21 protein-coding genes are annotated in these 24,940 nt (G+C 72.1%); 11 read left to right on the top strand and 10 right to left on the bottom strand.

Annotated elements, in window-relative coordinates; translation table 11 throughout:
• Positions 1-57 precede the first annotated feature (57 nt).
• The 4 genes from ACFWEP_RS12185 to ACFWEP_RS12170 all read right to left on the bottom strand — a co-directional run bounded on the left by ACFWEP_RS12185 (position 58) and on the right by ACFWEP_RS12170 (position 3,826).
• On the bottom strand, positions 58-648 hold the full coding sequence (locus ACFWEP_RS12185) for a malonic semialdehyde reductase (RefSeq protein ID WP_387369119.1): 591 nt from the start codon (positions 646-648) through the stop codon (positions 58-60).
• 192 nt (positions 649-840) lie between these two features.
• A complete protein-coding gene (locus ACFWEP_RS12180) occupies positions 841-1,095 on the bottom strand; it encodes an exodeoxyribonuclease VII small subunit (RefSeq protein ID WP_387369117.1) in 255 nt (84 codons plus the stop codon).
• Positions 1,096-1,174: 79 nt separating this feature from the next.
• Entirely contained in the window at positions 1,175-2,386 is a 1,212-nt protein-coding gene (xseA, locus tag ACFWEP_RS12175) for an exodeoxyribonuclease VII large subunit (protein ID WP_387369115.1), read from the bottom strand.
• 39 nt (positions 2,387-2,425) lie between these two features.
• The gene (locus ACFWEP_RS12170; RefSeq protein WP_387369113.1) at positions 2,426-3,826 is read right to left on the bottom strand and encodes an APC family permease; all 1,401 of its coding nucleotides are present in this window, start codon (positions 3,824-3,826) and stop codon (positions 2,426-2,428) included.
• Positions 3,827-3,948: 122 nt separating this feature from the next.
• Between ACFWEP_RS12170 and ACFWEP_RS12165 the strand changes: the two genes are divergently transcribed.
• Both ACFWEP_RS12165 and ppgK read left to right on the top strand, forming a co-directional pair.
• Complete coding sequence (locus ACFWEP_RS12165; protein ID WP_387369111.1) at positions 3,949-4,941, top strand: 4-hydroxy-3-methylbut-2-enyl diphosphate reductase; 993 nt, start codon at positions 3,949-3,951, stop codon at positions 4,939-4,941.
• A gap of 218 nt (positions 4,942-5,159) precedes the next feature.
• Positions 5,160-5,903: a polyphosphate--glucose phosphotransferase gene (gene ppgK / locus ACFWEP_RS12160; RefSeq protein WP_387369109.1), complete on the top strand. Its 744-nt coding sequence runs from the start codon at positions 5,160-5,162 to the stop codon at positions 5,901-5,903.
• Between the two features lie 84 nt (positions 5,904-5,987).
• Here the strand turns inward: ppgK and ACFWEP_RS12155 are convergent, their stop codons facing one another.
• On the bottom strand, positions 5,988-6,725 hold the full coding sequence (locus ACFWEP_RS12155; RefSeq protein ID WP_387369107.1) for a DUF6542 domain-containing protein: 738 nt from the start codon (positions 6,723-6,725) through the stop codon (positions 5,988-5,990).
• 262 nt (positions 6,726-6,987) lie between these two features.
• On the opposite strand from ACFWEP_RS12155, the gene ychF reads away from it, so the two are divergent.
• Together ychF and ACFWEP_RS12145 are read left to right on the top strand one after the other, a co-directional pair.
• Positions 6,988-8,076 carry a redox-regulated ATPase YchF gene (ychF, locus tag ACFWEP_RS12150; protein ID WP_328719630.1) on the top strand — a complete coding sequence of 363 codons (1,089 nt, stop codon included), beginning with the start codon at positions 6,988-6,990 and terminating at the stop codon, positions 8,074-8,076.
• A gap of 389 nt (positions 8,077-8,465) precedes the next feature.
• On the top strand, positions 8,466-9,884 hold the full coding sequence (locus ACFWEP_RS12145; protein ID WP_387369104.1) for an ATP-binding protein: 1,419 nt from the start codon (positions 8,466-8,468) through the stop codon (positions 9,882-9,884).
• 31 nt (positions 9,885-9,915) lie between these two features.
• Here the strand turns inward: ACFWEP_RS12145 and ACFWEP_RS12140 are convergent, their stop codons facing one another.
• The 4 genes from ACFWEP_RS12140 to ACFWEP_RS12125 form a co-directional block, all read right to left on the bottom strand.
• The gene (locus tag ACFWEP_RS12140) at positions 9,916-10,536 is read right to left on the bottom strand and encodes a hypothetical protein (RefSeq protein WP_387369102.1); all 621 of its coding nucleotides are present in this window, start codon (positions 10,534-10,536) and stop codon (positions 9,916-9,918) included.
• A 102-nt stretch (positions 10,537-10,638) separates the two neighbouring features.
• Positions 10,639-11,931, bottom strand: coding sequence for a PP2C family protein-serine/threonine phosphatase (locus ACFWEP_RS12135; protein ID WP_387369100.1), 1,293 nt, complete (start codon positions 11,929-11,931; stop codon positions 10,639-10,641).
• Complete coding sequence (locus ACFWEP_RS12130) at positions 11,928-12,731, bottom strand: alpha/beta fold hydrolase (RefSeq protein ID WP_387369098.1); 804 nt, start codon at positions 12,729-12,731, stop codon at positions 11,928-11,930. The genes ACFWEP_RS12135 and ACFWEP_RS12130 overlap by 4 nt, the downstream gene beginning before the upstream one ends.
• Positions 12,732-12,828: 97 nt before the next feature.
• Entirely contained in the window at positions 12,829-15,276 is a 2,448-nt protein-coding gene (locus tag ACFWEP_RS12125; protein ID WP_387369096.1) for a discoidin domain-containing protein, read from the bottom strand.
• A gap of 315 nt (positions 15,277-15,591) precedes the next feature.
• Here ACFWEP_RS12125 and ACFWEP_RS12120 point away from each other — a divergent pair, with 315 nt between their 5' ends.
• Positions 15,592-16,077, top strand: coding sequence for a cupin domain-containing protein (locus ACFWEP_RS12120; RefSeq protein WP_387369094.1), 486 nt, complete (start codon positions 15,592-15,594; stop codon positions 16,075-16,077).
• Positions 16,078-16,084: 7 nt separating this feature from the next.
• Here the strand turns inward: ACFWEP_RS12120 and ACFWEP_RS12115 are convergent, their stop codons facing one another.
• On the bottom strand, positions 16,085-17,206 hold the full coding sequence (locus tag ACFWEP_RS12115; RefSeq protein ID WP_387369092.1) for a threonine synthase: 1,122 nt from the start codon (positions 17,204-17,206) through the stop codon (positions 16,085-16,087).
• A gap of 330 nt (positions 17,207-17,536) precedes the next feature.
• Between ACFWEP_RS12115 and ACFWEP_RS12110 the strand changes: the two genes are divergently transcribed.
• From ACFWEP_RS12110 to ACFWEP_RS12085, 6 genes are all read left to right on the top strand, one after another.
• On the top strand, positions 17,537-18,289 hold the full coding sequence (locus ACFWEP_RS12110) for a GntR family transcriptional regulator (protein ID WP_387369090.1): 753 nt from the start codon (positions 17,537-17,539) through the stop codon (positions 18,287-18,289).
• 316 nt (positions 18,290-18,605) lie between these two features.
• Complete coding sequence (locus ACFWEP_RS12105; protein WP_387369088.1) at positions 18,606-20,417, top strand: purine-cytosine permease family protein; 1,812 nt, start codon at positions 18,606-18,608, stop codon at positions 20,415-20,417.
• 208 nt (positions 20,418-20,625) lie between these two features.
• Entirely contained in the window at positions 20,626-20,826 is a 201-nt protein-coding gene (locus tag ACFWEP_RS12100; RefSeq protein WP_266708603.1) for an SPOR domain-containing protein, read from the top strand.
• 209 nt (positions 20,827-21,035) lie between these two features.
• Positions 21,036-21,437, top strand: a complete 402-nt coding sequence (locus tag ACFWEP_RS12095) for an NUDIX domain-containing protein (protein WP_387369085.1) — start codon at positions 21,036-21,038, stop codon at positions 21,435-21,437.
• Between the two features lie 176 nt (positions 21,438-21,613).
• Complete coding sequence (locus ACFWEP_RS12090) at positions 21,614-22,054, top strand: ATP-binding protein (protein WP_387369083.1); 441 nt, start codon at positions 21,614-21,616, stop codon at positions 22,052-22,054.
• 190 nt (positions 22,055-22,244) lie between these two features.
• Positions 22,245-24,872, top strand: a complete 2,628-nt coding sequence (locus ACFWEP_RS12085) for a SpoIIE family protein phosphatase (RefSeq protein WP_387369121.1) — start codon at positions 22,245-22,247, stop codon at positions 24,870-24,872.
• The last annotated feature ends 68 nt before the right edge of the window (positions 24,873-24,940 follow it).

The raw sequence follows: 24,940 nt of genomic DNA, 5'->3' as shown, positions 1-24,940 counted from the left end.
GAACACCTTCAGGTGTTCCGGGCTTTTCGTCGGGCGCGGCCGGTCGGGCCGGACCGGTCAGACGGTGGTGACGACCTCGTCGTACGACAGACGCGGCAGGCGCGGGAACCAGGCGTCCTCGCCCGGCTTGCCGATGTTGACGACCATGAGCAGCTTGTGGTCGGCGTCGAGGAACTCCTTCTCGATGCCCGCGGCGTCGAAGCCGGTCATCGGGCCGGCGGCCAGGCCGGCGGCGCGGACGCCGACGATGAAGTAGGCGGCCTGGAGCGCGGCGTTCAGCGCGGCGGACTGCTCGCGGACCGGGCGCTCGGAGAAGAACGCGTCCTTGGCCTGCGGGAAGTGCGGCATGAGCGCCGGGAGCTCCTCGTGGAACTCGTTGTCGGCGGCGAGGATCGCGACCAGCGGCGCGGCGAGGGTCTTCGGGCGGTTGCCCTCGGCCATGTGCTCGACGAGGCGGGCGCGGCCCTCCTCGGAGCGGACCAGGACGACACGCAGCGGCGACTGGTTGAAGGCGGTGGGGCCGTACTTGACCAGCTCGTAGATCGCCTGGACCTGCTCGTCGGTCACCGGCTCGTCGGAGAAGGTGTTGGCGGTGCGGGCCTCGGTGAAGAGGAGGGCCTGCGCGGCGGGGTCAAGGGCGAGGGACATGGACGAACCACCTTCGGGGCGTACGGGATCGAGCGATGTGATCACCGTAGCCGAGAGGTAGATTAACTTTCAACTAATCGCGGGTCGAGGTGAGGCACGCCACAGCGCCGGCCGTGAGCGTCACGGCCTCCCGCCACGTGTGCGAGACCCACCCGCCCCGGCGGAGGGCGACTCCCCGGCCGCCGCGCACGCCTACTCGCCCGGCGACGCGTCCCCGCGCTTGTCGTCCGGACCGGCCAGGGCCGCGTCGAGGCGGGCGCGGGCACCCTCCAGCCATCGGCGGCACACCTTCGCCAGCTCCTCGCCGCGCTCCCAGAGCGCCAGCGACTCCTCCAGCGTGGTGCCGCCCGTCTCCAGCCGGCGCACGACCTCGATCAGCTCGTCGCGCGCCTGCTCGTAACCGAGCGTGCCGGTCGCACCGGCGGTGGTCGTCCCGTCGTCCGTCATGCCGCCCACTCTATGTGCGCGCACCGACAGCGGTCCCGGTCCGGAACCCGGAGGCGTCCACCCGGTGCCACGGGCCCGCTCACCCCTCCACCCGTACCGCGAACTCGCCCTCCGACACCCGTGCCCGCAGCACCTCGCCGGGGGCGCCGGCCTCCGCCGGGGCGCGCACCACATGGCCGTCCGCCCGCTGGAGCACCGCGTAACCGCGCTCCAGGGTGGCCGCGGGGGAGAGCGAGACCACCCGGGCCAGGGTGTGCGCGATCTCCGAGTCGGCCCGGTCCAGCAGATGCCCCAGCACCCGGCGGCTACGCCCCGTGAGCGCCTCCACCTCGGCGGCCCGCTCGTCCACCAGCCGCTGCGGACGTTCCATCGACGGTCGGCCGAGTGCCTGCGCGAGCCCCCGCTCCTCGCGCTCCAGCAGCCCGCGCACGCTCCGCAGCGCCCGGTCCCGCAGCTGCTGGACCCGGTCCAGCTCCTCGCCCACGTCCGGTACGACCTTCTTCGCCGCGTCCGTCGGCGTGGACGCGCGCAGGTCCGCGACCAGGTCCAGCAGCGGGGAGTCCGGCTCGTGCCCGATCGCGGACACCACCGGCGTACGGCAGGCGGCGACGGCGCGGATCAGCGCCTCGTCGGAGAACGGCAGCAGGTCCTCCACGCTGCCACCGCCCCGCGCGACGACGATCACGTCCACCTCGGGCATGCCGTCCAGCTCCTGGACCGCCTGGACCACCTGGTTGACCGCGTGGACGCCCTGGACGGCGGTGTTGCGCACCTCGAACCGCACCGCGGGCCAGCGTCGGCGCGCGTTCTCCAGGACGTCGCGCTCGGCGGCCGAAGCCCGCCCGCAGACCAGCCCGATCAACTGCGGCAGGAACGGCAGCGGCCGCTTCCGGTCCAGCGCGAACAGCCCCTCCGAGGCGAGCGACTTCTTCAGCTGCTCCAGCCGTACCAGCAGCTCACCGATGCCGACCGGACGGATCTCCGTCGCCCGGAGCGAGAGCTGGCCGCGCGGCGCGTACCACTCCGGCTTCGCCAGGACCACGACCCGCGCACCCTCCGTCACCACGTCCGCGATCCGGTCGAAGACCTGCCGGAAGCAGGTCACGCCCACCGAGATGTCGTGGGCCGGGTCGCGCAGCGTCAGGAAGACGACGCCCGCCCCCGGCCGCCGCGAGAGCTGCGTGATCTGCCCCTCGACCCAGACCGCGCCGAGCCGGTCGATCCAGCCGCCGATGAGCCGGGACACCTCACCGACGGGCAGCGGGGCTTCCGCGGACGTGTTGAGAGCCATACGGGCGAGCGTAACCGCCACCGCGGACAGCGGGCCCGTTCACGCACCGGGCCGGGTGCCCCCGCCGCGGCCCATGGATTCCTCCTCCCCGCCGGTACGCCGTCCGCCCTGCACCGCCACCACCACGAGCCCCACGGCGAGCCAGCAGGCACCCACCACCTGCGCGCTCGTCGTCGCCTCCACGATCACGGCGACCAGCGCCGCCGCGCCCAGTACCGGCACCACCAGATGGCGCCACCAGCTCGGCACGCCCTCCATCCGGCGGACCACGAACCAGCCCACCACCGACGCGTGCAGCAGCACGAACGCGGTCAGCGCACCGATGTTCACCACGGACACCAGATGGTCGAGCCCGTCGTCGCGCCGGGCCGCCCACACCGCCGCCACCAGCGTGACGACCGCCGCGCAGAGCACCGCCACCCTCGGCACCCCCGACTTCGCGTCGACCCGCGCCAGGAACGACGGCAGCCGCCGCTCCCGCGCCATCGCGAAGACCAGCCGCCCGGCCGCCGCCTGCCCCGCCAGCGCCGCGAACGCCGCTCCGACCGCCTTGCTGGCCGCGACCAGGTCGTGCAGCCAGGTTCCGACCGAGGCGTCCACCGCGTCGTAGAACGCCGACCCCTGCGCCGCCGGATCCGCCGCCAGCTCCGCCGAGGAGACCGGCTCCAGCAGCGCCGCCAGATACGACTGCACCACGAAGAGGGCCCCCGCCATCACCAGACAGAACAGCACCGCCCGCGCGACCTTCGCGGACCCGCCCGTCACCTCCTCCGCGAACGAGGCGATGGCGTCGAAGCCCAGGTAGGAGAGGACGGCCACCGAGACCGCCCCGATCACCGCGGTCGTCGAGAACCCCGAATCGCCGGACAGCGGCGACAGCCAGCCGCGCTGCGCGCCGTCCCGCGCCAGCACCACCACCGCCGACACCACGAACACCAGCAGCACCGCGATCTCCAGCGCGAGCACCGCGAAGCCGACCCGCGCGGCGGCCCGCACCCCCCACAGGTTGAGCGCCGTGGTCAGCACCACCGCGACGGCCGTCCACACCCACCGCGACACCTCCGGGACCAGCGCGTTCATCGCGATCCCGGAGAAGAGGTAGGCGACCGCCGGGATCAGCAGATAGTCGAGCATCGCCATCCACCCGGCGATGAACCCGGGCACCTCGCCGAGCCCCTTGCGGGCGTACGTGAACACCGACCCGGCCTTCGGGGCGACCCGCACCATCTGGGCGTAACTGAACGCCGTGAAGGCCATCACGACCGTCGCCACGACGTACACGAGCGCGACCGCACCGCCGGACTTCGCGTCCAGCGTGCCGAACACACCCACCGGGGCCATCGGAGCGATGAACAGCAGCCCGTAGACCACCAGGTCCCTGAATCCGAGCGTGCGGCGCAGTCCGTGTCGCGCGCTGCTGCCCGTTCCGGTTTCCGGCATCGGCCCTCCATGGTGTCCGGCCCGGCGGACGGGCCCGCCGGCGCGGCCGGGCTCGTACCCCGGTGATCAAGGCCCAGTCTCCCGACCGGACCGAGCCCGCGCCTGTTCGGTACGGCCTTACGATGGGACGCATGACTGCCACCCCTGCCCGCCGTGTCCTGCTCGCCGCTCCCCGTGGCTACTGCGCGGGCGTGGACCGTGCCGTGATCGCCGTCGAGAAGGCCCTGGAGCAGTACGGGGCCCCGGTCTACGTGCGCCACGAGATCGTGCACAACAAGTACGTCGTGCAGACCCTGGAGAAGAAGGGGGCGATCTTCGTGGAGACCACCGCGGAGGTCCCCGAGGGCTCCATCGTGATGTTCTCCGCGCACGGCGTCGCGCCGACCGTCCACGCCGAGGCCGCCGAGCGCCGGCTCGCCACGATCGACGCCACCTGCCCGCTCGTCACCAAGGTCCACAAGGAAGCCGTCCGCTTCGCCAAGGAGGACTACGACATCCTCCTGATCGGTCACGAGGGCCACGAAGAGGTCATCGGCACCAGCGGCGAGGCCCCCGACCACATCACCCTGGTCGACGGCCCCGAGGACGTCGCCAATGTCCAGGTCCGCGACGAGTCGAAGGTGGTCTGGCTCTCCCAGACCACGCTCTCGGTGGACGAGACGATGGAGACGGTCGACGCCCTGAAGAACAAGTTCCCGAACCTGCTCTCCCCGCCCAGCGACGACATCTGCTACGCCACGCAGAACCGCCAGGTCGCCGTGAAGAAGCTGGCCGAGGACGCCGATCTGGTCATCGTCGTCGGCTCCAAGAACTCCTCCAACTCGATCCGCATGGTCGAGGTCGCCCTGGACGCCGGAGCCCCCGCCGCCCACCTGGTCGACTTCGCCTCCGAGATCGACGAGGCCTGGCTGGAAGGCGTCACCACGGTCGGCCTCACCTCCGGCGCCTCCGTCCCCGACGTCCTCGTCGACGGCGTGCTGGAGTGGCTCGCCGAGCGCGGTTACGCGGACGTCGAGACGGTCAAGACGGCCGAGGAGTCGATCACCTTCTCGCTGCCCAAGGAACTCCGCCGCGACCTGCGCGCCGAGGCCGCCGCCCTCGCCGCCCAGCAGTGACTCCGCGAAGCCGCGGCCGTAGCTCTGCGAGCGGGCGGCCGTAGTTCCGCGCACGCGCGGCCGTCCACAGCACCGAGGCGTCACAGCGCCGAGGCGTACCGGACGGCCGCGCTCCGCGTGCGGTCCGCAGGACGTTCTACGCGCATCCCACAGGACCTTTACGTACGTACCGGCCGCTCGGGGCGTGCGAGGCGTCCGCTGCCCTTACCGTGGTGCCCATGGAGATCTTCGGCGTGGACATCGGCGGTTCAGGGATCAAGGGCGCTCCCGTGGACCTTGATCGTGGGGACTTGGCGCAGGAGCGCCACAAGGTGCTGACACCGCACCCGGCGGTACCCGAGGGTGTCGCCGACTGCGTTGCCGAGGTCGTCGGCCACTTCGACTGGTCCGGACCGGTCGGCATCACCTTCCCCGGCGTGGTCACCGACGGCGTCACCCGCACCGCCGCCAATGTCGACAAGGGCTGGGTCGATCTGGACGCCCGCGCGCTCCTCTCCGAGCGGCTCGGCTGTCCCGTGACGATCCTCAACGACGCGGACGCGGCGGGCGTCGCCGAGATGACCTTCGGTGCGGGCAAGGGCCGCAAGGGAACGGTCATCATGCTCACCTTCGGCACCGGCATCGGCTCCGCCGTCTTCACCGACGGGCAGCTCGTGCCCAACACCGAGCTGGGCCACCTGGAGCTGAACGGCCACGACGCGGAGAAGCACGCGTCGACCAAGGCCAAGGAGGACCACGACCTGAGCTGGGAGCACTGGGCGCACCGGGTGCAGAAGTACCTCGCCCACGTGGAGATGCTGTTCTCGCCCGAGCTCTTCATCATCGGCGGCGGGGTGAGCCGCAAGGCGGAGAAGTTCCTGCCACTCGTCAAGCACGTACGGGCGGAAATGGTCCCGGCCCAGCTGCAGAACAACGCCGGCATCGTCGGCGCGGCCATGGCGGCCCGCGCGGCGGGGAAGTAGCGCCCCTTCACGGTGCGGGGCGCGCCGTTCCCTCGCGGGCAGGGCGCGCCCGCAGGCTCCGTACCAGGGGCCGCGTGTGCGTCCTCACGCCTGTGGAGTGCGGCGGGCCGTGCTCCGTCCCACGGGCCCGCCGCGCATCCCGGAGGCGGGGCGGGCCTTCGCCGGACGGGGGCGCTCGCCCCGGTCCGGCCGGTCCTCCGGGCGCCCGTCGGTGCTCGCGTTCCGGTCCCCGGCCACCGGAGACACGGCGGGCCGGAGCGCCTTCGCGGCGAGCAGGACCTGCCGCTGCCGCATCTGCCGGACCTTGCGCACGGTCGCGATCACTCCGGCGACCAGGGTGCCCCCGTACAGCCAGCCCGCGTGCACCGCGAGCGCGGTGACGACCGCCATCAGCCTGCCGCCGAACCCGCCGTCGCCCCCGGCCACGGGCAGCACACCGACGGCGAAGGCGATCGGCACGCTGATCGGCGCGGTCACCAGGTCGGCGGGCCGCACCCAGAGCGCCGTCAGCGCGCTGACGGGCACGAACAGCACCCCGTAGACGAGCACGGACGAGTCGAACAGCAGCCGGACCAGGCAGGCCAGTACGAACATCACAGCGGTGGCGAAGAGCCCCGCACCGATGCCGGTCAGCCGGGGAGCGGGGAGTCTGCGCAGCGCGAGCGCCACGGGAGGTACGCTCCGCCGCGCGCCGGGCGTGCCGACCACCCGGTAGACGGCCGAACTCTCGACGAGAGGCGCACCGCCGCCCGGAGGAACCGGGGCCGCCGAGGGCTCCTGGGGCTGCCTGCGCTGCGGGGGACGAGTCCTGTGCTGCTCCACCTGGACAACGTAGGTCGCGGAACCGGGTGAATCAGGCATTGAACACGCGCTTTGGCCGAGCTTGGGGCTGCGTTCGACGTCACACGGCCGAATGAGGACCCTGTTCGGCGTTCGGCTCCGGCGGGAGGGGCACCGCCGCATCCCTCCGGACCCGTGACGGCACGGTCGGCCCCGCCCGTAAACTGGAGAATCGGTCCACGGCCGGGCCCGGCCCGGCACGCTCCGCCCCTGTGCCCCGTCCTCACTCCAGGAAGTCGCCAACGTGTCGCTCACGATCGGAATCGTCGGTCTGCCGAATGTCGGCAAGTCGACCCTGTTCAACGCCCTGACCAAGAACGACGTACTGGCGGCCAACTACCCGTTCGCCACCATCGAGCCGAACGTCGGCGTGGTCGGTGTCCCCGACCCCCGGCTGAACACGCTCGCGGGGATCTTCAACTCGCAGAAGATCCTCCCCGCCACGGTCGACTTCGTCGACATCGCCGGGATCGTGCGCGGCGCCAGCGAGGGCGAGGGCCTGGGCAACAAGTTCCTCGCGAACATCCGTGAGTCCGACGCGATCTGCCAGGTCATCCGCGCCTTCAAGGACGAGAACGTCGTCCACGTCGACGGCAAGGTCTCGCCCAAGGACGACATCGAGACGATCAACACCGAGCTGATCCTCGCCGACCTCCAGTCCGTCGAGAAGGCCGTCCCGCGCCTCACCAAGGAGTCCCGTCTCCAGAAGGAGAAGGTCGCCGTCCTGGCCGCGGTCGAGGAGGCCCAGAAGATCCTGGAGTCCGGCCAGACGCTCTTCGCCGCCGGCATCACCGCCGCCACCGAGAAGGGCCGGCTCCTCCACGAGCTGCACCTCCTCACCACCAAGCCGTTCCTCTACGTCTTCAACGTCGACGAGGACGAGCTGGTCGACGAGGAGTTCAAGGACGCCCAGCGCGCCCTGGTCGCCCCGGCCGAGGCCATCTTCCTCAACGCCAAGATCGAGTCCGAGCTCATCGAGCTGGACGACGACGAAGCCCTGGAGCTCCTCCAGTCCATGGGCCAGGAAGAGCCCGGCCTCGCCACCCTCGGCCGCGTCGGCTTCGACACCCTCGGCCTCCAGACCTACCTCACGGCAGGCCCCAAGGAGACCCGCGCCTGGACGATCAAGAAGGGCGCCACGGCCCCCGAGGCGGCCGGTGTGATCCACACCGACTTCCAGAAGGGCTTCATCAAGGCGGAGATCATCTCCTTCGCCGACCTGGTCGAGACCGGCTCGGTCGCCGAAGCCCGCGCGAAGGGCAAGGCCCGCATGGAGGGCAAGGAGTACGTCATGCAGGACGGGGACGTGGTGGAGTTCCGCTTCAACGTGTAGTCACGTCGTCACTGCAGGCTGGCTGGTTCGCCAAGTCTGCGGGTGGCGAGGGGCCGGCTCTTTCGGGAGTCGGCCCCTTTTGCTGGACAGGTGCTGGATGTTCTGATGCATCGTCACCTTCGCCCCCTCGGGTGTCTCGACGAGTCGCAAGCGTTCCGGGCCTCGGTCGAGAGGCGAAGTCCTCCTCGTCGAGAACGCGCGGGAGGGAGCGGTCGACGGTGGCGTCGGCGGCAGAGGCGGGAAGGCGGTCCGGGACTTCCTGCTCGGTGGCCGGGAAGTTCTTCCTCTGCCTCCCTCCTCGTGTCGTGCCGTCCTGCAGCGCGATGCGATGATGCTAACATTGATGTTACTCACGTGAATGTTAGTAACATGTGTGGAGGTTGATGGTCGTGGCGGACTTCGTGGGCCGTCGCCAGGAGCTGGCGGCGCTGGAGCGAGAGCTGGGGAAGGTGGCGGCAGGGGTCGGCGGGGAGCGGCCCGGTCGGTGCGTGCTGTTGCGCGGGCGGCGCCGGGTGGGCAAGTCGCGACTGGTCGAGCGCTTCGCGGAACGCTCCGGAGCCCCGTTCCTGTTCTACGCGGCGACCGGCGCGTCCCCGGTGGACGATCTCGCGCGCCTGGCCAGGGACGCCCAGGTGTCGACGCTTCCGCTGGCCCACCTCGTGGCCGCCTCGCGGCCGGAGAGCTGGGACTCCGCGTTCGACGTGCTGGCCGCCGCGCTGCCCGCCGACCGGACCAGCGTGGTGGTCATCGACGAGGTGCCGTATCTGATGGACGCCGGCGGCGCCTTCGAGGGGATGCTGCAACGGGCCTGGGACCGGGTACTGGAGACCAAGCCGGTCCTCCTCGTCCTCATCGGTTCGGACCTGTCGATGATGGAGACCCTGAACGCCTACGGGCGCCCCTTCCATCAGCGGGGCCGGGAAATGGTTCTGGGGTCGCTGAACCCTGCCGAGGTCGGGCAGATGCTCCAACTGGAGCCGGCGGAGGCCTTCGACGCCGCTCTGGTCACCGGCGGACTGCCGCTGATCTGCGCGGAATGGCCGCGAGGTGCCGGGCTCTGGGACTTCCTCGGCGAGGCGCTGAGTGACCCGCTCTCTGCCCTGCTGGTGTCGGCCGAGCGGTCGCTGGCCGCCGAGTTCCCCCCGCAGGCCCAGGCGCGCACGGTGTTGGGAGCGATCGGCAGCGGCGAGCGGACGTTCACCAACATCGCCCGCGCGGCCGGTGGAATCGGGGCCACACCTCTGTCGCGCGCGCTGGAACTGCTCACGGACAAGCGCGTCGTCGCTGCGGAGCTTCCCGTGTCGCCGCGCCCGTCGAAGGACCGACGCTACCGGGTGGCCGACCCCTATCTGCGGTTCTGGCTCCACCTGCTCGGGCCGTCCATGGAGGAGATCGAGCGCGGGCGCGGCGATCTCACCCTGGCGCGTGTCCGGGAGAACTGGACCAGCTGGCGTGGACGCGCCGTCGAGCCCCTCGTCCGGGAGGCCCTGGCGCGGATACTGCCAGACGACCGGCTGCCCGCAGCCCCTGCGGTGGGTGGTTACTGGACCCGTACCAACGACGTTGAGATCGACATCGTCGGGGCGGACCGGGGCCCCGTCGCCAAGGAGCTGCTCTTCGTCGGCTCCATCAAGTGGCTGGAGCGGTCGCCCTTCGACCGGCACGACCTGGCGGCCCTCCATCGGCATCGGGCCGCCCTCACCGACGCACCGGTTCCCGTCGTGGCGGTCTCGCGCAGCGGAGTCGACTGCACGGGAGTCGATGCCGCCTACGGTCCCGGCGATCTGCTGACCGCCTGGCCCGTGTGAGGGGCGGAACGCAGAGGGTGCTGGAGGGGGCCTACGGAGCGAGCGCCGTGGTGATCTCGGGGGTGAGGGGACGTCCGGCGAGGACGTGGCGGATGGCGTCGAGGGGGACGGGGCGCTCGTAGTAGTCCTCGAAGTACGACTGGACGGCCTCGGGGGAGCGGTCGGTGAGGAGGCGGAAGAGGTAGGCCGAGCCGTCCGGGTCCTCGACGCCGGGCGGGAAGTCGATGGCCGAGCCGGTCCGCCACTGTGTGTCGTCCGACGTGCGCCACAGGCAGGTGGTCACGCGGGGGACGTCGATGTCCTCCTCGCGGAAGGCGGGTTCGTCCAGCAGCGGTCTCAGCACGGCGGGCACCTCGTCGATGACGCCGGGCCAGACCTCCTCGTCGTCCGTCGCGTACGGGCTCATCCTCGACTCGTGGTCGAAGCCGCGTATGAGCACGCCGGACGGGGTGAAGACGACCGAGAAGTCGTCCCCCGAGCCGTTGTCCATCAGGGCGGCCTCTTCGCCGGGGCCCCAGTCGGCGTGGAAGCCGTAGCAGCAGTACTGCGGTTCGTCGCCGATCGTCGCGTCCAGGACGGCCAACGCGCGCAGGTGGGAGCGGAGTTCGTCGGGGCCGGGGAGACGGGCGGCGGTTTCGCGCAGAGTGCTCATGACGTCAGGGAATCAGCAGCCACTGACAGTGGCCCGGCCCGGCCCGGTCGGAGGGGAAGCGCGCCGAGAGCCCGGTCCGTGACGACGGGCGTACCCGGGGCTTCAGGCGGAGGACTTCGGCCCGTCCGCACCCCGGCCCGCCGCCCCGCCGGCCGGAACGCCCAGGGCGAGCAGGGCGGTGTCGTCGTTCACGCCCTCGCCGAAGCTGTCCAGCAGTCCGGTCAGAGCGGCGATGACGGCGTGGGCGGGTTCGCCGGCCCGGCCTCGGGCGAAGGCGCGCAGCGCCTCGTCGCCGTAGAAGCCGGTGCCGTCCGGGCCGGTGCGGGCCTCGGTGAGGCCGTCGGTGTAGAGGAGGAGGGTGTCGCCGGGGGTGAGCCGGGTGTCGGCGGTGACGAACTCCGGGTCGGGCAGGACGCCCACCAGGAGGCCGCCGGGGGTGGGCAGGTAGTCGGCGCGGCCGTCGGCGCGCAGCACCAGCGCCGGCGGGTGACCGCCCGACGCGAGGTGGACGTCTACCTCACCGGTGGCGGGGCCGGGTGCGAGTACACCGAAGACCGCGGTGCAGTAGCGGGGGTCCGGGCCGCCCGAGTAGCGCTCGTACAGCACCGTGTTGAGCGTGGAGAGGGCCGATACGGGATCGGGGTCGTGCAGGGCCGCGGCACGCAGGGTGTGGCGGGTCAGCGCGGTGACGGCGGCGGCCTGGGGGCCCTTGCCGCACACGTCGCCGAGGAAGAAGGCGAAGCGGGTGGCGTCGACCGGGAAGACGTCGTAGAAGTCGCCGCCGAGCCGGTCGGGGGAAGCGGTGTGGTAGTGCGCGGCGGCCTCCATGCCGGGGACCGGCGGCAGGGTGTCGGGCAGCAGCGCCTGCTGCAGTACCGCGAGGGCGTCCTGCAGCCTGGTGCGGTCGTCCTGGGCGCGCCGGGTGGCTTCCTCGGCCGCCCGGCGCGCCCGCAGGAGTTCCTCCTCGTAGCCGCGGCGGTCACGGGAGTCGAAGACGGTGATGCGGATCAGCAGCGGGTCGCCGGCGGCGTCGTGTTTGACCACGGCCGAGACGAGCACCGGCATCCTCCCCCCGTCGGACTGCCTGATGTCGAGGGCGATGCCGCTGATCCGGCCGCGCATGCGCAGCAGCGGGGCGAAGTGCGTCTCGTGGTACAGCCTGCCACCGACGGTCAGCAGGTCGACGAAGCGCATCCGGCCCACCACCGCCTCCCGCGCGAGGCCGAGCCAGTCCAGCAGGGTGGTGTTGATCTTCGCCACCGTGCCGTCCATGCGCGTGGACAGATATCCGCACGGAGCGCTCTCGTACAGCTCCTCGGCGCTGGGTTCCAGGAGCTCCGCGAACGCGTCGTCCCTGCGGGAGGGGTCTGGCTCCGGCCCCGCCCGGTCCGTCATCCCAGGCCGGCCAGGAACTCGGTGATCGCCGCGTTGGTGGCGTCGGGCGCCGACAGCTGGGGGCAGTGGCCGGTCGCGTCGAGGGTGACCAGGGTCGAGCCGCCGATCGCGTGATGCACGTAAGCCCCGACCTCCGGCGGCGCGATCATGTCCTGGGCGCATTCCAGGACCAGCGTCGGTACCGTCACGCCCGCCAGATCCGCGCGGCTGTCGGACAGGAAGGTGGTGCGGGCGAAGGCGCGCGCCATGTCCGGGTCCGTCGCGCAGAAGCTGTCGGTCAGCTCCTGGCCCAGAGCGGGCCGGTCCGGATTGCCCATGATCAGCGGGGCCATCGTGGCGGACCAGCCCAGATAGTTCAGCTCCAACGAGGCCAGCAGTTCGTCGATGTCCTCGGCGCTGAAGCCGCCCTTGTAGCCGTCCCCGTCGATGTAGCGGGGCGAGGGGGTGACCATCACCAGCGCGCCGATCCGGTCGGGTGCCTCCTGGGCCGCCAGGACCCCGATCATGGCGCTGACCGAGTGCCCCACGAACACCGCCTGCTCCAGATCCAGCTCCTCGCAGACCTCCACCACGTCCCGGGCGTACCCCTTCAAGGACGAGTAGCGCTCCTCGCTCCACGCCGAGAGGTCGGATCCGCCTGACCCGACGTAGTCGAAGAGCACCACCCGGTAGTTCTCGGCCAGGGCGGGCACGGTCAGGCGCCACATGTTCTGGTCGCACCCGAAACCGTGCGCCAGTACCACCGCGCGCCCCCGAGGGTTGCCGGTGACGGAGACGTTGTTCCTGCGCCGGATGTCCATGTCGGCCATCCTCCCAGCACCGGCGGCAGGCTTCGACCCGGAAAGCGCGGGAGCTCCGGTGGACCGGGCAGCCCCTGGCGGAGTCCCTCCCGCCGCTCTACCCCACCCTGAGCTCCGTGATCCCCGCCGGCTTCGCCGGGTCCGCCGAGACCACCGTCACCCGCACCTCGCGGGCCGTCGCGCCCGGGGTGTACGGGCGCCAGGTGCGGCCGTCCGCCGAGGTCTCCACGGTGTGGGCGGCGGGCGGTACGTCGCTCCACACCGGGGCCACCGAGGTGATCCGCAGCGCCCGGTCCAGCCGGACCGTCAGCGTGCCGGTGGCCCCGTCCGGGGACCAGGCGGTGGCGGGGGAGCCGTCCACCGCGGCCTCGGCGTAGAGCCCGGGGGACTCGGAGTCCGCGGTGGCCGGGCGGCAGCGGGCCAGGTCGTCGGTGGGGGCGAGATCAGGACGGCGGGTGGGGAGCACCAGGGTGCCGGACAGGCGCCTCGGGCCCGCCGGGGTGTGCACGGTGAAGGGCGCGCCCGACGTCAGCCGGACCGCGGTGGTGGCGGGTCCGAGCGCGATGTCGTAGGTACGGCCCCGGTACCGCAGCCCCTTCAGGGTGACGCCCGCGCGCAGTTGGGGCGGCAGGACGGGGTCGAGCCGGATGCCGTCCTCGCGCAGCCGCAGTCCGGTCAGGCCGTGGGTGAAGACCTGGAGGAAGCCGCCCTTGCCGGTGAGGAAGTCCTCGGCGGGGAACCCCGACAGCGGGTCCGAGGCACCGGACTTGGCGCCACGCGCCTCGGAGAACAGGCCGAACGGGCCGCGCATGAAGGGGCGTACGGAACGCTGGAGGTAGGTGTACGCGACACACCCGGGCTCCCCGATGGCGGCGGCGTCGATCGCGTGCACGGAGTCCGTCATGGCCGGGCCGTCCGGATCGGTGCGCGCGGCGTAGAAGTCGAGGGTCGCGGCGGCGGCGCCCGGCTCCATGGGCCACTCCAGCGGGTACGTCAGCAACACCGTGTCCGCCTGCTTGATCGTCGAGCCGGTGTACCCCGCGTACTGGAGGAAGATCTTGCGCTCCGGGTCGTACGGGATGCGCAGCCCGTCCGCGACCCGCCGCCAGGCGTCGGGGGCCGGGTGGCCGAGGAGGGCCGCGGCGCGGACGGCGTCGCGCAGGGCGGTCGCGGCGACCGCGTTGGTGTAGACACCGTCGGTGACGCCGTTGCTGTACTCGTCGGGACCGGCGACGTTCACGATCGACCAGCTGCCGTCCGGGTTCGCGGTCGCCCGGGAGGCCCAGAAGTCGGCGATCCCGCTCAGCAGCGGCCAGCCGCGCTCCGCCAGCCAGGCGCGGTCGCCGGTGGCCAGCCAGTACTGCCACACCGCGAGCGCCACATCGCCCTGGAGGTGGTTCTGGGTGAGGCAGTGCGGCGGGTCCCAGCTCTGGCACTCGGAGTCGAGACGGCCCCGGCTCGCGCTGGTCCACGGGTAGAACAGCCCGTCGTACCCCAGCTTCGCGGCGTTCGCGCGGGCCGCGTCCCGGGTGCGGTAGCGGTACTCCACCACGGTGCGGGCGAGTTCGGGGCGGGTGGCGAGCAGCCCCGGGTACATCCACGTCTCGGCGTCCCAGAAGATCATGCCCGCGTAGTTGTCGCTGGTCGCACCGGCCGGGGCGACGCTGTCCGAGGCGCTGGTACGGGTCGCGGCGAGCAGCCCGTACTGGGCCGCCCGCAGCCATCGCTGGAGGTCCGGGCTGCCCGGCACCAGCACGTCGGACGACCAGTCGCGCCGCCAGAGCGCCGCGCTGTCGGCGAGCATCCGGGCCCAGCCGCGCCCGGCGGCCCGCCGGGAGGCCGCGCGCGCCGAGGCGAGCGGGGCGGCGGAGGTGAGGGCGGTGTCGACGCCGACGTACTTCTCGACGGTGTACGACCGCCCCGCGCGCACCCGCAGGTCCCGCACGAGCCCCGGGCCCGCATCCGGCCGCACGGTCTGGACGACCGCCCCCTCGACCCCGGTGCCGTGCGTGCGGAAGGTCCCGTCGTCCGCCACCGCCATCCGGCGCGCGCCCCGCCCGTCGAGCCGGCCGGTGACCGTGGCCGTGCCGGTCCACCGGGGCGTCAGCGTCAGCCGTACGGCACCGGCGTGCACGTCCGAGCGGTCCGTCAGGACCTCGTACACCAGGTCGGTGGCCCTGCCGTCCGCCGTGGTCCACCGCAGTGAGGTGCGGACCAGCCCGCAGGCGAGGAAGAGGGTCTGGCGGTAGTCCGAGATCCGGCCGGGCGGGGTGTCGGCGCCGAAGGTCTCCGTTCCGACGCGGAGGTCGAGCGGGGTCCAGCTCGGCAGTGCGGCGAGCACCTCGCGCCCCTCGGTGGTGCCGGGCTCGGCCCCGTACAGCCCGGTGACGAAAGCCCCGTCGTAGCGCGGGGTGTACAGCGGCCAGCCGGTCTTCTCCGGGTGGACCGCGTAACCCGCCCCGGTCGCCGGGACGCGGTGGCCGAGGTAGCCGTTGCCGACGTACGGGTCGTACCCCCCGGCCTCGCCGAAACGGGTGGAGGCCATCTCCCACGCGGCGTCAGTGACGCCTGGAGGGGCGGCGGTCCGGGTGCCGGGGGCCGCGCAGGAGGAGGGGGCCGTTTCCGTTCCGTGGGCGGCCACGGGGCCGGGGGCTACGATCAGGGCCGAAACGGTGGCCAGGCAACCGACGAGGGAGGTGCGCGCGTGTCTCACCCGTACGAAAATAGGGACGCGACCGGCGGGCGCCCGTCACGGCGCGCCTGACACCGCGCAAGGCGAGCGGGCGGCCGACGGGCCGTCCTCCGAACGGAGCAGCCGGGCCGTGGAAGCCCCGGTCCGGCGCGTGAGAAGGCGGGGATCATGTCCTACCCGGACCCGGTGTACAAGGACGGCCAGGGTGTCGTCAGCGCCACCTACCGGCCGGCGGGCGCCGCCGCCGAACTGGCCGCCCCGAACGGCAACCGCACCCACTATCTGGCCAAGGGCACCGCCACGAACGGTGCGTTCGGGCTGTACCGGGTGGACATGGCACCCCGGGCGGGCGGCCCCGCCACCCACTTCCACCGGGCGATCTCCGAGTCCTTCTTCATCCTCGGCGGCACCGTCCGGATCTACGACGGCGAGCGGTGGATCGACGCCACCGAAGGCGACTTCGTGCACGTTCCGCAGGGCGGACTGCACGGCTTCCGCAACGACGCCGACGCGGACGCCTCGATGCTCCTGCTCTTCGCCCCGGGAGCTCCGAGGGAGGAGTACTTCGAGAAGGTGGCCGAGGCCGTCCACTGGTCCGAGGAGGAGCGCGCGGAGTTCTTCATCAAGCACGACACCTACTGGGTCGCCGACTGACGCCTCCTCACGCGGCCATCCCCGTCTTGAGCCCCGCTCCGCACACCGGGACCACGATGCTGCCGTCCGTCCAGTCGCCGACCGCCGCCCAGCAGGCCACCGCCGTGGTCTCGGCGTAGAGCCCGCGCCGGGCCAGGTCCCTTTGCGCCTCGCGGATCTGCCCCTCCGTCACCGTGAGGAAGGTGCCTCCGGACTCGCGTACCGCTGCCAGGATCTGCTCCGCGCGCGGCGGTTCCGCGATGGCGATGCCCTCCGCGAGGGTCGGCGCCGGGGCGGCCGGCCGGAGCAGCGAGGTCGCGCCCGCGTGGAAGGCGGCGGCCAGCGGGGAGACCGCCTCGGCCTGGACGGCGATCAGCGCCGGACGCCGGTCGACGAGCCCCAGGGCGAGGAGTTCGGCGGTGGCGAGGGCGGCGCCGAGCAGCAGGGTGCCGTTGCCGACCGGGACGGCCAGGGCGTCGGGGAGCCGGCCGCCGAGGTCCTCCCAGAGTTCGTACACGTACGTCTTGGTGCCGTGCAGGAAGTACGGGTTGAAGACGTGCGAGGCGTAGAAGGTGCCCGGTTCGTCGGCGGCGGCACGGGCCGCGAGCGCGGTCGCCGTACGGTCTCCGGGGACGATCTCCAGCCGCGCGCCGTGGGCCCGGATCTGCTCGGTCTTCTTGGCCGAGGTGCCCTCGGGGACGTACACCGTGCAGGGCAGACCGGCTCGGGCGCAGTAGGCGGCCACCGAGGTGCCCGCGTTGCCGCTGCTGTCCGCGACGACCCGGGCCGGGCCGAGGCGCCGTGCGAGTTCGGCCAGCATCACCGCGCCCCGGTCCTTGAAGGAGAGCGTCGGCATGAGGTGGTCCAGCTTCGCCGAGACGGTGGCGGTGAGCTCGACCAGCGGGGTACGTCCCTCCCCGAGCGAGACGGCGGGGCCGGCGAGCGGCAGCGCCTCCCGGTAGCGCCACAGGGAGTTGACGCGACGGGCGAGGGCGTCCTGGTCGAACGGCCCCGAGGGGGCGAAGTCGAGGTCCCACGGGCCACGGCACCGGGGGCAGCACCAGGGGGCGGAGGCGACCTCGGCCAGGGTTCCGTCCAGCGGACAGCGGTACGGCGGCAGGGGCTGAGGAGCGGTCACCGGTACGGGCATGGGGCCAGCCTGCCAGCCGCCGGGACGGCGCGGGCGCCGATCGGGAAGGACACGTGGCCCGCGTACTCCCCGCACACGGCCGACGTGGGCCCGGGCGGCCGCCCCCGGACCGGTCGCCCGGGGAGGCACGTGTCACTTCCTCGGGCTCCGGGGGCTTGCGGAGGGCGCGAAGTGGGCAGAGAACGGCCGGAAGAGCTGTGGTGATGCACTTCGGACCATGCACGGAGCACCCCTGAATCACCACTTCGAGTGAAACTCTGGCCATTGCTTGTCCTGGGCCACTCACGGTTGCGACTCTGTTGCGGTCTGTCAACGTGTTGGGAGTGGCCAGTGACTTTCGGTGAGCAGCCCGCCTATCTGCGCGTGGCGAGCGATCTGCGGGAGAAGATCGTCAAGGGTGCGCTGCCGCCCCATACCCGTCTGCCGTCCCAGGCGCGCATCCGCGAGGAGTACGGCGTCTCGGACACCGTCGCGCTGGAGGCACGGAAGGTCCTCATGGCCGAGGGGCTGGTGGAGGGGCGCTCCGGCTCCGGCACGTACGTCCGGGCCCGTCCGGTGCCCCGCAGGATCGCCCGGTCCGGGTACCGCCCGGGGATCGGAGCCAGCCCGTTCCGCCAGGAGCAGAGCGCGGACGGCGTCCGGGGCACCTGGGAGTCCCGGAGCGAACAGGAGGAGGCCGGCCCGGAGGTCGCCGCGCGCCTCGGCATCCAGCCGGGTGAACGGGTGATGCGCACCCGGTACGTCTTCCGGGACGCGGGTGAGCCGATGATGCTCTCGACCTCCTGGGAGCCGCTCTCGGTCACCGGGCGGACCCCGGTGATGCTCCCCGAGGAGGGGCCGCTGGGGGGCTGCGGGGTGGTCGACCGCATGGCCGCGATCGACATCGTGGTGGACAACGTGACGGAGGAGGTCGGCGCCCGGCCGGGGCTGGCGGACGAACTCGGCGACCTCGGCGGGGTACCGGGCCACGTGGTCCTGGTCATCGAGCGCACCTACTACGCGGGCGGGCGTGCGGTCGAGACCGCCGACGTGGTCGTCCCCGCCGACCGCTACCGCGTCGCTTACCACCTGCCGGTCAAGTAAGGGTCCGCAGAAGGACAACGGGCGGACGCTCGACGCGCTGACCTGCGGTGTCAGGTCCCAGAACCAGCGGGCCCACTCCCCGCGGGCTCCGATCCGCCCGACTCCCTCCGAACGGCTCGTCCCCGCCCGCGACGCGACCCGTCGCGGGCGGCCGACCGCTGTGCGGTGCGGCGCGTCCACCCGAGGTGACACAGACTTAACCCCCCGTCACCTCCCGTAACTCCCGGGCAACGCCCGGCGTCCGCGGCCCGTCATGTCCGGCTCCTACCTTCCGGTCCGTCGCCGCACCAACGGACCGACGGACGGGAAGCCCTCCATGACGGACATCGCCCCACCCACCACGGCCGAGACCCCGCAGTCCCCGCCACGCACCGAGTCGCAGCACCCCGAGCACCAGCACCCCGCGCACCAGCGCCCCGAGGGCGCGTCCGGCTCAGGAGGACCGGCCCGCAGCTACGCGGCGCTCGCCGCCGACGAGAGCCGCGAGGACTACTCGCTGCGCTACGCCCCGCACTCCTTCCGGCGCTGGTCGCCCGGGACGGTCGCGGGCACCGCGCTCGGCGGCATCGCCTATCTCGCGGACTTCGCGATCGGTGCGTCGATCGTCTTCACCTACGGCTTCAGCAGCGGTCTCGCGTCGATCCTGACCGCCGCCGCGATCATCTTCCTCACCGGCATCCCCATCGCCCGGGCTTGCGCGACGTACGGCCTGGACATGGACCTGGTGACCCGGGGTGCGGGCTTCGGCTACTTCGGTTCGACGCTGACCTCGCTCATCTACGCGTCGTTCACCTTCATCTTCTTCGCGCTCGAAGGCTCGATCATGGCGCAGGCCATGCACCAGGCGATCGGGCTCCCGGTCCAGCTCGGCTATCTGCTCACCACGCTGATCGTGATCCCGATCGTGTTCCGGGGGATGGGCGCGCTCGCCAAGGTGCAGGCGTGGACCCAGCCCGTCTGGATCATCGGCATGATCCTGCCGTTCCTGGTGCTCGCCTTCGAGGCCCCGGACGCCTGGGGCTCGTTCAGCTCCTTCGGCGGTACGGAGGGGGCCGGCTCCGGCTTCTCCTGGCTCGGATTCGGCCTCGGCACCGGGGTGGCGCTCTCGCTGATCGCGCAGATCGGCGAGCAGGCGGACTACCTGCGCTTCATGCCCGCGAAGACCGAGGCCAACAAGCGCCGCTGGAACCTCGCGGTGCTGGCAGCCGGGCCCGGCTGGGTGATCATCGGTGCCGCCAAGCAGCTCGGCGGGGCGTTCCTCGCCTTCGTCGCGCTGGAGGCGGTCGGCAAGACGCACGCGCTGGAGCCGATCGCCCCGCAGATCGAGGCGCTGAGGCCCTGGCTCGGCGGGTTCGCCCTGCCGGCGGCGGCGATCTTCGTGATCGTCTCCCAGGTCAAGATCAACGTGACGAACGCCTACAGCGGCTCGCTCTCCTGGTCGAACTTCTTCTCCCGCGTCACCCACCGGCACCCCGGCCGGGTCTGGTACATCTTCCTCAACCTCGCCATCGCGCTGACGCTGATGGAGATGGACATGTTCGCGGCCCTCAACAAGCTGCTGGGCTTCTACTCGAACGTCGGCATCGCCTGGATCGCCGCGGTCGCCGCCGACCTCGTCATCAACAAGCGGATCGGGCTCAGTCCGCCGTACATCGAGTTCAAGCGGGCGTACCTCCACGCGGTGAATCCGGCGGGCTTCGGTGCCATGGTGATCGCGTCGACCGTCTCGATCCTGGCGTTTTTCGGCCTCTTCGGTCAGTACGCGGAAGCCTTCTCCACCTTCATCGCCGCAGGGCTCGCGGTGACGCTCTGCCCGCTGATCGCCTGGGCCACGAAGGGCAGGTACTACCTGGCCCGGCCCAATCCGGTGAACGGCCCGGGCGTGGCGGTCGAGGACATCACCGCCACCCACACCTGCGCGGTCTGCGAGACGGCGTACGAGCTGCCGGACATCGCCGACTGCCCCGCCCACGCGGGTCCCGTCTGCTCGCTCTGCTGCTCGCTGGACGCCACCTGCGGCGATGTCTGCCGCAAGGCGCCGGCCGCAGGACCGGTGCTGATGCCCCTGCCCACGATCCCGGTGGCCGGTCCCGCCTCTGCTGCCCGAGAGGACTCGCGCCCGGTGTGATCGACTCCCCGAGCGGCTCGGTAGGGTCCCGTTCTCCGCTCCGGGGGCGCATCCGGACGGATGCGCCCCGTGTATGGCCGGTTCCGTATCCCTTTGTGCGATTCCGCATTCGCTGAGTGAAGGTCAGGCGTACGCTCCGGCATATGCGCACAGCGATTTCCTGGGGATCGTCCTATGAGATGTGCAGACCGGTGGGGAGAGGGGCAGCATGCTCGGGAGGAGCACGATGAGTGACAGCGCAGCTGTCCTCCCGTGGCTGGTGATACGGCAGGACATCAACGGCAGTACGTACCGCGTCGGCCGGTACGCCACGCAGGAAGAGGCGCAGAAGGTCGCGGACGGGTTCGACACCCGGGAGCACCAGCAGCTCTACTGGGTCGAACGCGCGGGTGAGACCGCCCGCCCCTGACCGAACCGCGTTCCGGCGGCCGGGCACCCTCCCTGACCAGGGGGTGCCCGGCCGTCGTCGTTCGCCCGGCCGGTACCGCGGTCGCCCCGCGCGCGGCCCCTGTGCACCCGCACCGGCGCACGCCCCCCGGGCTCGGAACGCGCCGCCGCGCGAAGGTAAGGTCCGGCCTGACCGGCCTGATCGCCAGGCCGGGGAACGAAGGCGGAGCGATGCCGGCCCTGATCGACACGGTGGCGTGGGTACGAGTGGAGAGCGGCAGGATTCTCTGCGCGCGGTCGAAGGGGAAGGACGTCTTCTACATCCCCGGCGGCAAGAGGGAGCCGGGGGAGAGCGACCTCCAGACCCTGCTGCGGGAGGTCGAGGAAGAGCTGGCGGTCACCCTCGATCCGGCGACCGTCGTGCACGCGGGCGTCTACGAGGCGCAGGCGCACGGACACGCGGACGGCGTGGTGGTGCGGATGAGCTGCTACTACGGCGACTGTGAGGGCACACCGGTCGCGAGCAACGAGATCGACGAGGTGGCCTGGTTCACCTACGCGGACCGGCCGTTCGTAGCCCCGGTCGACCAGGTGCTCTTCGACGATCTCCACGCGGCGGGCGTGCTGGTCTGAGCGCTGGTCTGAGCGTCTGCGGGGTCTTCGCGGAGTCTTCTCGCGGGCGGCAGCCGACACGGCGACCCGGTACACCCGTACGACCTACGTGGTGACGATCTGTGGTGATTCATGACGAATCTCGGGTATGTCCGCACTGACCCCTCGCACGATGAATCCGCTGTCGGCCCCGGGAAGTGATCGGCGTGATCGATACCGAAGGCGGCAGCGCCGAGTGGTTCTTCCCCGCCGAGCCGGGCTCCGTACGGGGTGCGCGGAACGCGGTCCGCGAGACCCTGCGGGCCTGGGAGCTCGGCCCGCCGGTCATCGACCTCACGGTTCTGCTCGTCAGTGAACTGGTGACCAACTCGCTCCGCCACGCCACCGGGCCCATCGGAGTACGGCTGGTGAGACCCGGCGACACCCCCGCGGACGCGCCGGACGCCACACCCGACGACCACGGCCTGCTGGTGGAGGTGTCCGATCCGATTCCGGATCTCCCCACCCGGCGCAGGGCCGGCCCCGACGACGAAGGGGGCCGAGGGCTCCAACTGGTGGCCTGTTCCGCTCACCGGTGGGGGACTCGCAAGGGAAAGAGTGGGAAGACGGTGTGGTTCGAGCTGCCTCTGTCTGGTTAGGAGTGGAGGGGGACGCACAGCGATCATCTGAGGTCGGGGCCGCCGACGAGAAGGACTGAGACCTTGCTGTGATCGTGAACGCCGTGTCGGGAGTGGCCGTAGTGCTGAATACTGCGCACAGGACCGGTCCGGTGTGTGAGCTGGAGGGGACGGTCGCGTGAGCGAGATACCTGGGACAGCGGGCGACATCGTGTGGCAGAGCAGCCCGCCTGGCTCGATATACGAGTACATCAGGGTTGCCTCCTTCTCGATGGGCCCGGACGGCCTGGTCGAGCAATGGAGCGGAAGGGCCGCCGATCTCTTCGGCATGGGTCCGGACGAGGTGATCGGCCGCGATCCCGTGGAGGCCTTCATGCCTCCCGAGCTGCGCCGCGGGGGGCACCGGCGGCTGCGCGAGATCCTGGACGGCAAGGAGTGGACGGGCCTCGTCCCGTTCCGGATCCCCGGGGAGCACGACGTACGCGGGCTCGCCGAGCTCTACGTCATGCCCAGCGTGACGGCCGCCGGAGAACGGGCCGCTCTCTGCATCGTGGTGGACGTGCGGGCGCTGCGCGGCATCGAGACGGACCTCGCCGCTTCACAGGCAATTTTCGGCCAATCCCCCTTCGGGTTCGTGCTGTTCGGCAAGGACCTCTCCGTGGTCCGCGCGAACGAACGATTCGCCACCGTCTTCGGCGGCTTGGCCGCCGACCACCGGGGACGCAAGGCCGAGGACTATCTGACCCGCCCCGAAGCCGACCGGCTGACGGAGACCCTGAAAAGGGTGCTGGCGACCGGGGAGTCCGTCACCGACCTCCGGCTCATCGGCACGGTCCCCGGCGACACCGACCGCCGCCACTGGTCGATGAACCTCTACCGGGTCCACAGCGGATCGGGACGGCCCACCGGGGTCGCCGGACTCGCCACCGACGTCACCAGCAGGCACGTCGCCGCCCGCGAGGCGGCCAGCGCCCGGCGCAATCTGCGGCTGCTGAACGAGGCCAGCGCCCGCATCGGCAACTCCCTCGACCTGGAGACCACCGCCCGCGAACTGCTCGACGTCGCCGTTCCCGGCTTCTGCGACCTCGCCACCGTCGATCTCTTCCCCGCCGTGCTCACCGGCGCCGAGGCCCCGCCCGCAGGCGGCCCCGCGTCCGATCCCGGCGCGGCCTCGCCGGAGCTGCGCCGGGTCGCCCAGGCCAGCGCGGTCTCCGACGCCCACCGCCGGGTACCCGGCCCGCCGGACGCCCAGGTGCCGGCCGCGCGGTCCGGCGAGCACCCGGCCGGCGAGCACCCGGCCGGCGAGCACCCGGCCGGCGCGCGGGGAGCCGGACCGGGTGCGGAAGAGCCCGCCCTCGGAGCCGTGCACCGCTACCCGCACGCCTCCGCCTGCGCCACCGCACTGCGTACCGGCCGCGTCCACGAGGCGCCCGGCGACGGCCTCGGGTTCGTCCGGTCCACGCTCGCGGTGCCGATGGTCGCCCACGACACCGTGGTCGGGCTCGTCCGCTTCTCCCGTACGAAGGGCAGCGAACCCTTCGGCGAACGCGACCGGGACCTGGCCGGTGAGCTGGCCGCCCGCGCCGCCGTCTGCATCGACAACGCCCGCCTCTACCGCCGCGAGCACGAGCGCGCCCTGATCCTCCAGCGCAGCCTGCTCCCGCCGGGCGCCCCGGAGGCGGCGGGCCTGGACATCGCCTGCCGCTACCTCCCCGGCAACGCGGCCACCGAGGTCGGCGGCGACTGGTTCGACGTCATCGAACTGCCCGGGCACCGCACCGCGCTCGTCGTCGGCGACGTCATGGGACGCGGGCTGCGCGCCGCCGTCGCCATGGGCGAACTCCGCACCGCCGTACGGACGCTCGCCCTGCTGGACCTGGAACCCGCCGAGGTGCTCTCCGCGCTGGACGAGGTCGCCCGCGGCCTCGGCACCCCAGGCGGCGGCGACCGCCCCGAGGGCGGCGGCACCCAGTGGCCCTCCCGCGCCCTCCAGAAGTCGCGCGAGGCCGACCTCTCCGAGGTGTACCTCGCGACGTGCGTCTACGCGGTCTACGACCCGGTCACCCGGCGCTGCACCTTCGCCAACGCGGGCCATCTGCCCCCGGCCGTGGTCGAACCCGGCCAGGAGGCCAGGCTCCTCGACGTACCGCCGGGGATGCCGCTCGGCGTCGGCGGCGAACCCTTCGAGGAAGTGGTGGTCGAACTCGCCGAGGGCGCCCTGCTCACGCTCTACACGGACGGCCTCGTGGAGTCGCGGGACCATCCGCTGGACGAGGGCCTGGAGGCGCTCCGTACCGCCCTGACCGGACCCCGGATGCGGCTGGAGGCGGCCTGCGACCACGTGCTGACCGCCCTGGACACCCGGCACGGCGAGGACGACATCGCGTTGCTGATGGCCCGCATCCAGGGGCTGCCGGAGGAAGCGGTCGGCGACTGGACGCTGCCCCGGGAACCGCGTTCGGTCGGCAGGGCCCGTGAACTGGCCCGTCGGCGGCTGACCGAGTGGAACCTGGACGACCTGGTGGACACCACCGAACTCCTGGTCAGCGAACTCGTCACCAACGCGCTGCGCTACGGCGAGGGCGAGATCCGGCTCCGGCTGCTGCGCGACCGCACCCTGGTCTGCGAGGTGTGGGACGCCGGGCTGGTCCAGCCGCGCCGCCGCCGCGCCCGCGACACCGACGAGGGCGGCCGGGGGCTGCAGCTCGTCGGGCTGCTCAGCGCGGCCTGGGGATCGCGGCGCACTCCGCGCGGCAAGACCGTCTGGTTCGAACTCACCCTGCCCGACGGGCAACCGGCCGCCGAACTCTCGGTCGAACAGCTGCTCAGCATGTACTAGACACGCACTTACACGAGGAACGCGAGGGACGAAAGGGGCGGGGCGGGACGGTTCGAACCGTCCTGCCC

This window comes from Streptomyces sp. NPDC060198, from assembly GCF_042728415.1.
Classification (GTDB): domain Bacteria; phylum Actinomycetota; class Actinomycetes; order Streptomycetales; family Streptomycetaceae; genus Streptomyces.
Note: the sequence above shows the minus strand (reverse complement) of the source record. Positions and strands in the feature narration are given on the sequence as shown.

Excerpts from the sequence above, each read along its gene's own strand:
- ACFWEP_RS12185 (WP_387369119.1), bottom strand. The coding sequence starts at position 648 with ATGTCCCTCGCCCTTGACCCCGCCGCGCAGGCCCTCCTCTTCACCGAG.
- ACFWEP_RS12180 (WP_387369117.1), bottom strand. The coding sequence starts at position 1,095 with ATGACGGACGACGGGACGACCACCGCCGGTGCGACCGGCACGCTCGGT.
- xseA (WP_387369115.1), bottom strand. The coding sequence starts at position 2,386 with ATGGCTCTCAACACGTCCGCGGAAGCCCCGCTGCCCGTCGGTGAGGTG.
- ACFWEP_RS12170 (WP_387369113.1), bottom strand. The coding sequence starts at position 3,826 with ATGCCGGAAACCGGAACGGGCAGCAGCGCGCGACACGGACTGCGCCGC.
- ACFWEP_RS12165 (WP_387369111.1), top strand. The coding sequence starts at position 3,949 with ATGGGACGCATGACTGCCACCCCTGCCCGCCGTGTCCTGCTCGCCGCT.
- ppgK (WP_387369109.1), top strand. The coding sequence starts at position 5,160 with ATGGAGATCTTCGGCGTGGACATCGGCGGTTCAGGGATCAAGGGCGCT.
- ACFWEP_RS12140 (WP_387369102.1), bottom strand. The coding sequence starts at position 10,536 with ATGAGCACTCTGCGCGAAACCGCCGCCCGTCTCCCCGGCCCCGACGAA.
- ACFWEP_RS12135 (WP_387369100.1), bottom strand. The coding sequence starts at position 11,931 with ATGACGGACCGGGCGGGGCCGGAGCCAGACCCCTCCCGCAGGGACGAC.
- ACFWEP_RS12130 (WP_387369098.1), bottom strand. The coding sequence starts at position 12,731 with ATGGACATCCGGCGCAGGAACAACGTCTCCGTCACCGGCAACCCTCGG.
- ACFWEP_RS12125 (WP_387369096.1), bottom strand. The coding sequence starts at position 15,276 with ATGGCCTCCACCCGTTTCGGCGAGGCCGGGGGGTACGACCCGTACGTC.
- ACFWEP_RS12120 (WP_387369094.1), top strand. The coding sequence starts at position 15,592 with ATGTCCTACCCGGACCCGGTGTACAAGGACGGCCAGGGTGTCGTCAGC.
- ACFWEP_RS12115 (WP_387369092.1), bottom strand. The coding sequence starts at position 17,206 with ATGCCCGTACCGGTGACCGCTCCTCAGCCCCTGCCGCCGTACCGCTGT.
- ACFWEP_RS12105 (WP_387369088.1), top strand. The coding sequence starts at position 18,606 with ATGACGGACATCGCCCCACCCACCACGGCCGAGACCCCGCAGTCCCCG.
- ACFWEP_RS12100 (WP_266708603.1), top strand. The coding sequence starts at position 20,626 with ATGCTCGGGAGGAGCACGATGAGTGACAGCGCAGCTGTCCTCCCGTGG.
- ACFWEP_RS12095 (WP_387369085.1), top strand. The coding sequence starts at position 21,036 with ATGCCGGCCCTGATCGACACGGTGGCGTGGGTACGAGTGGAGAGCGGC.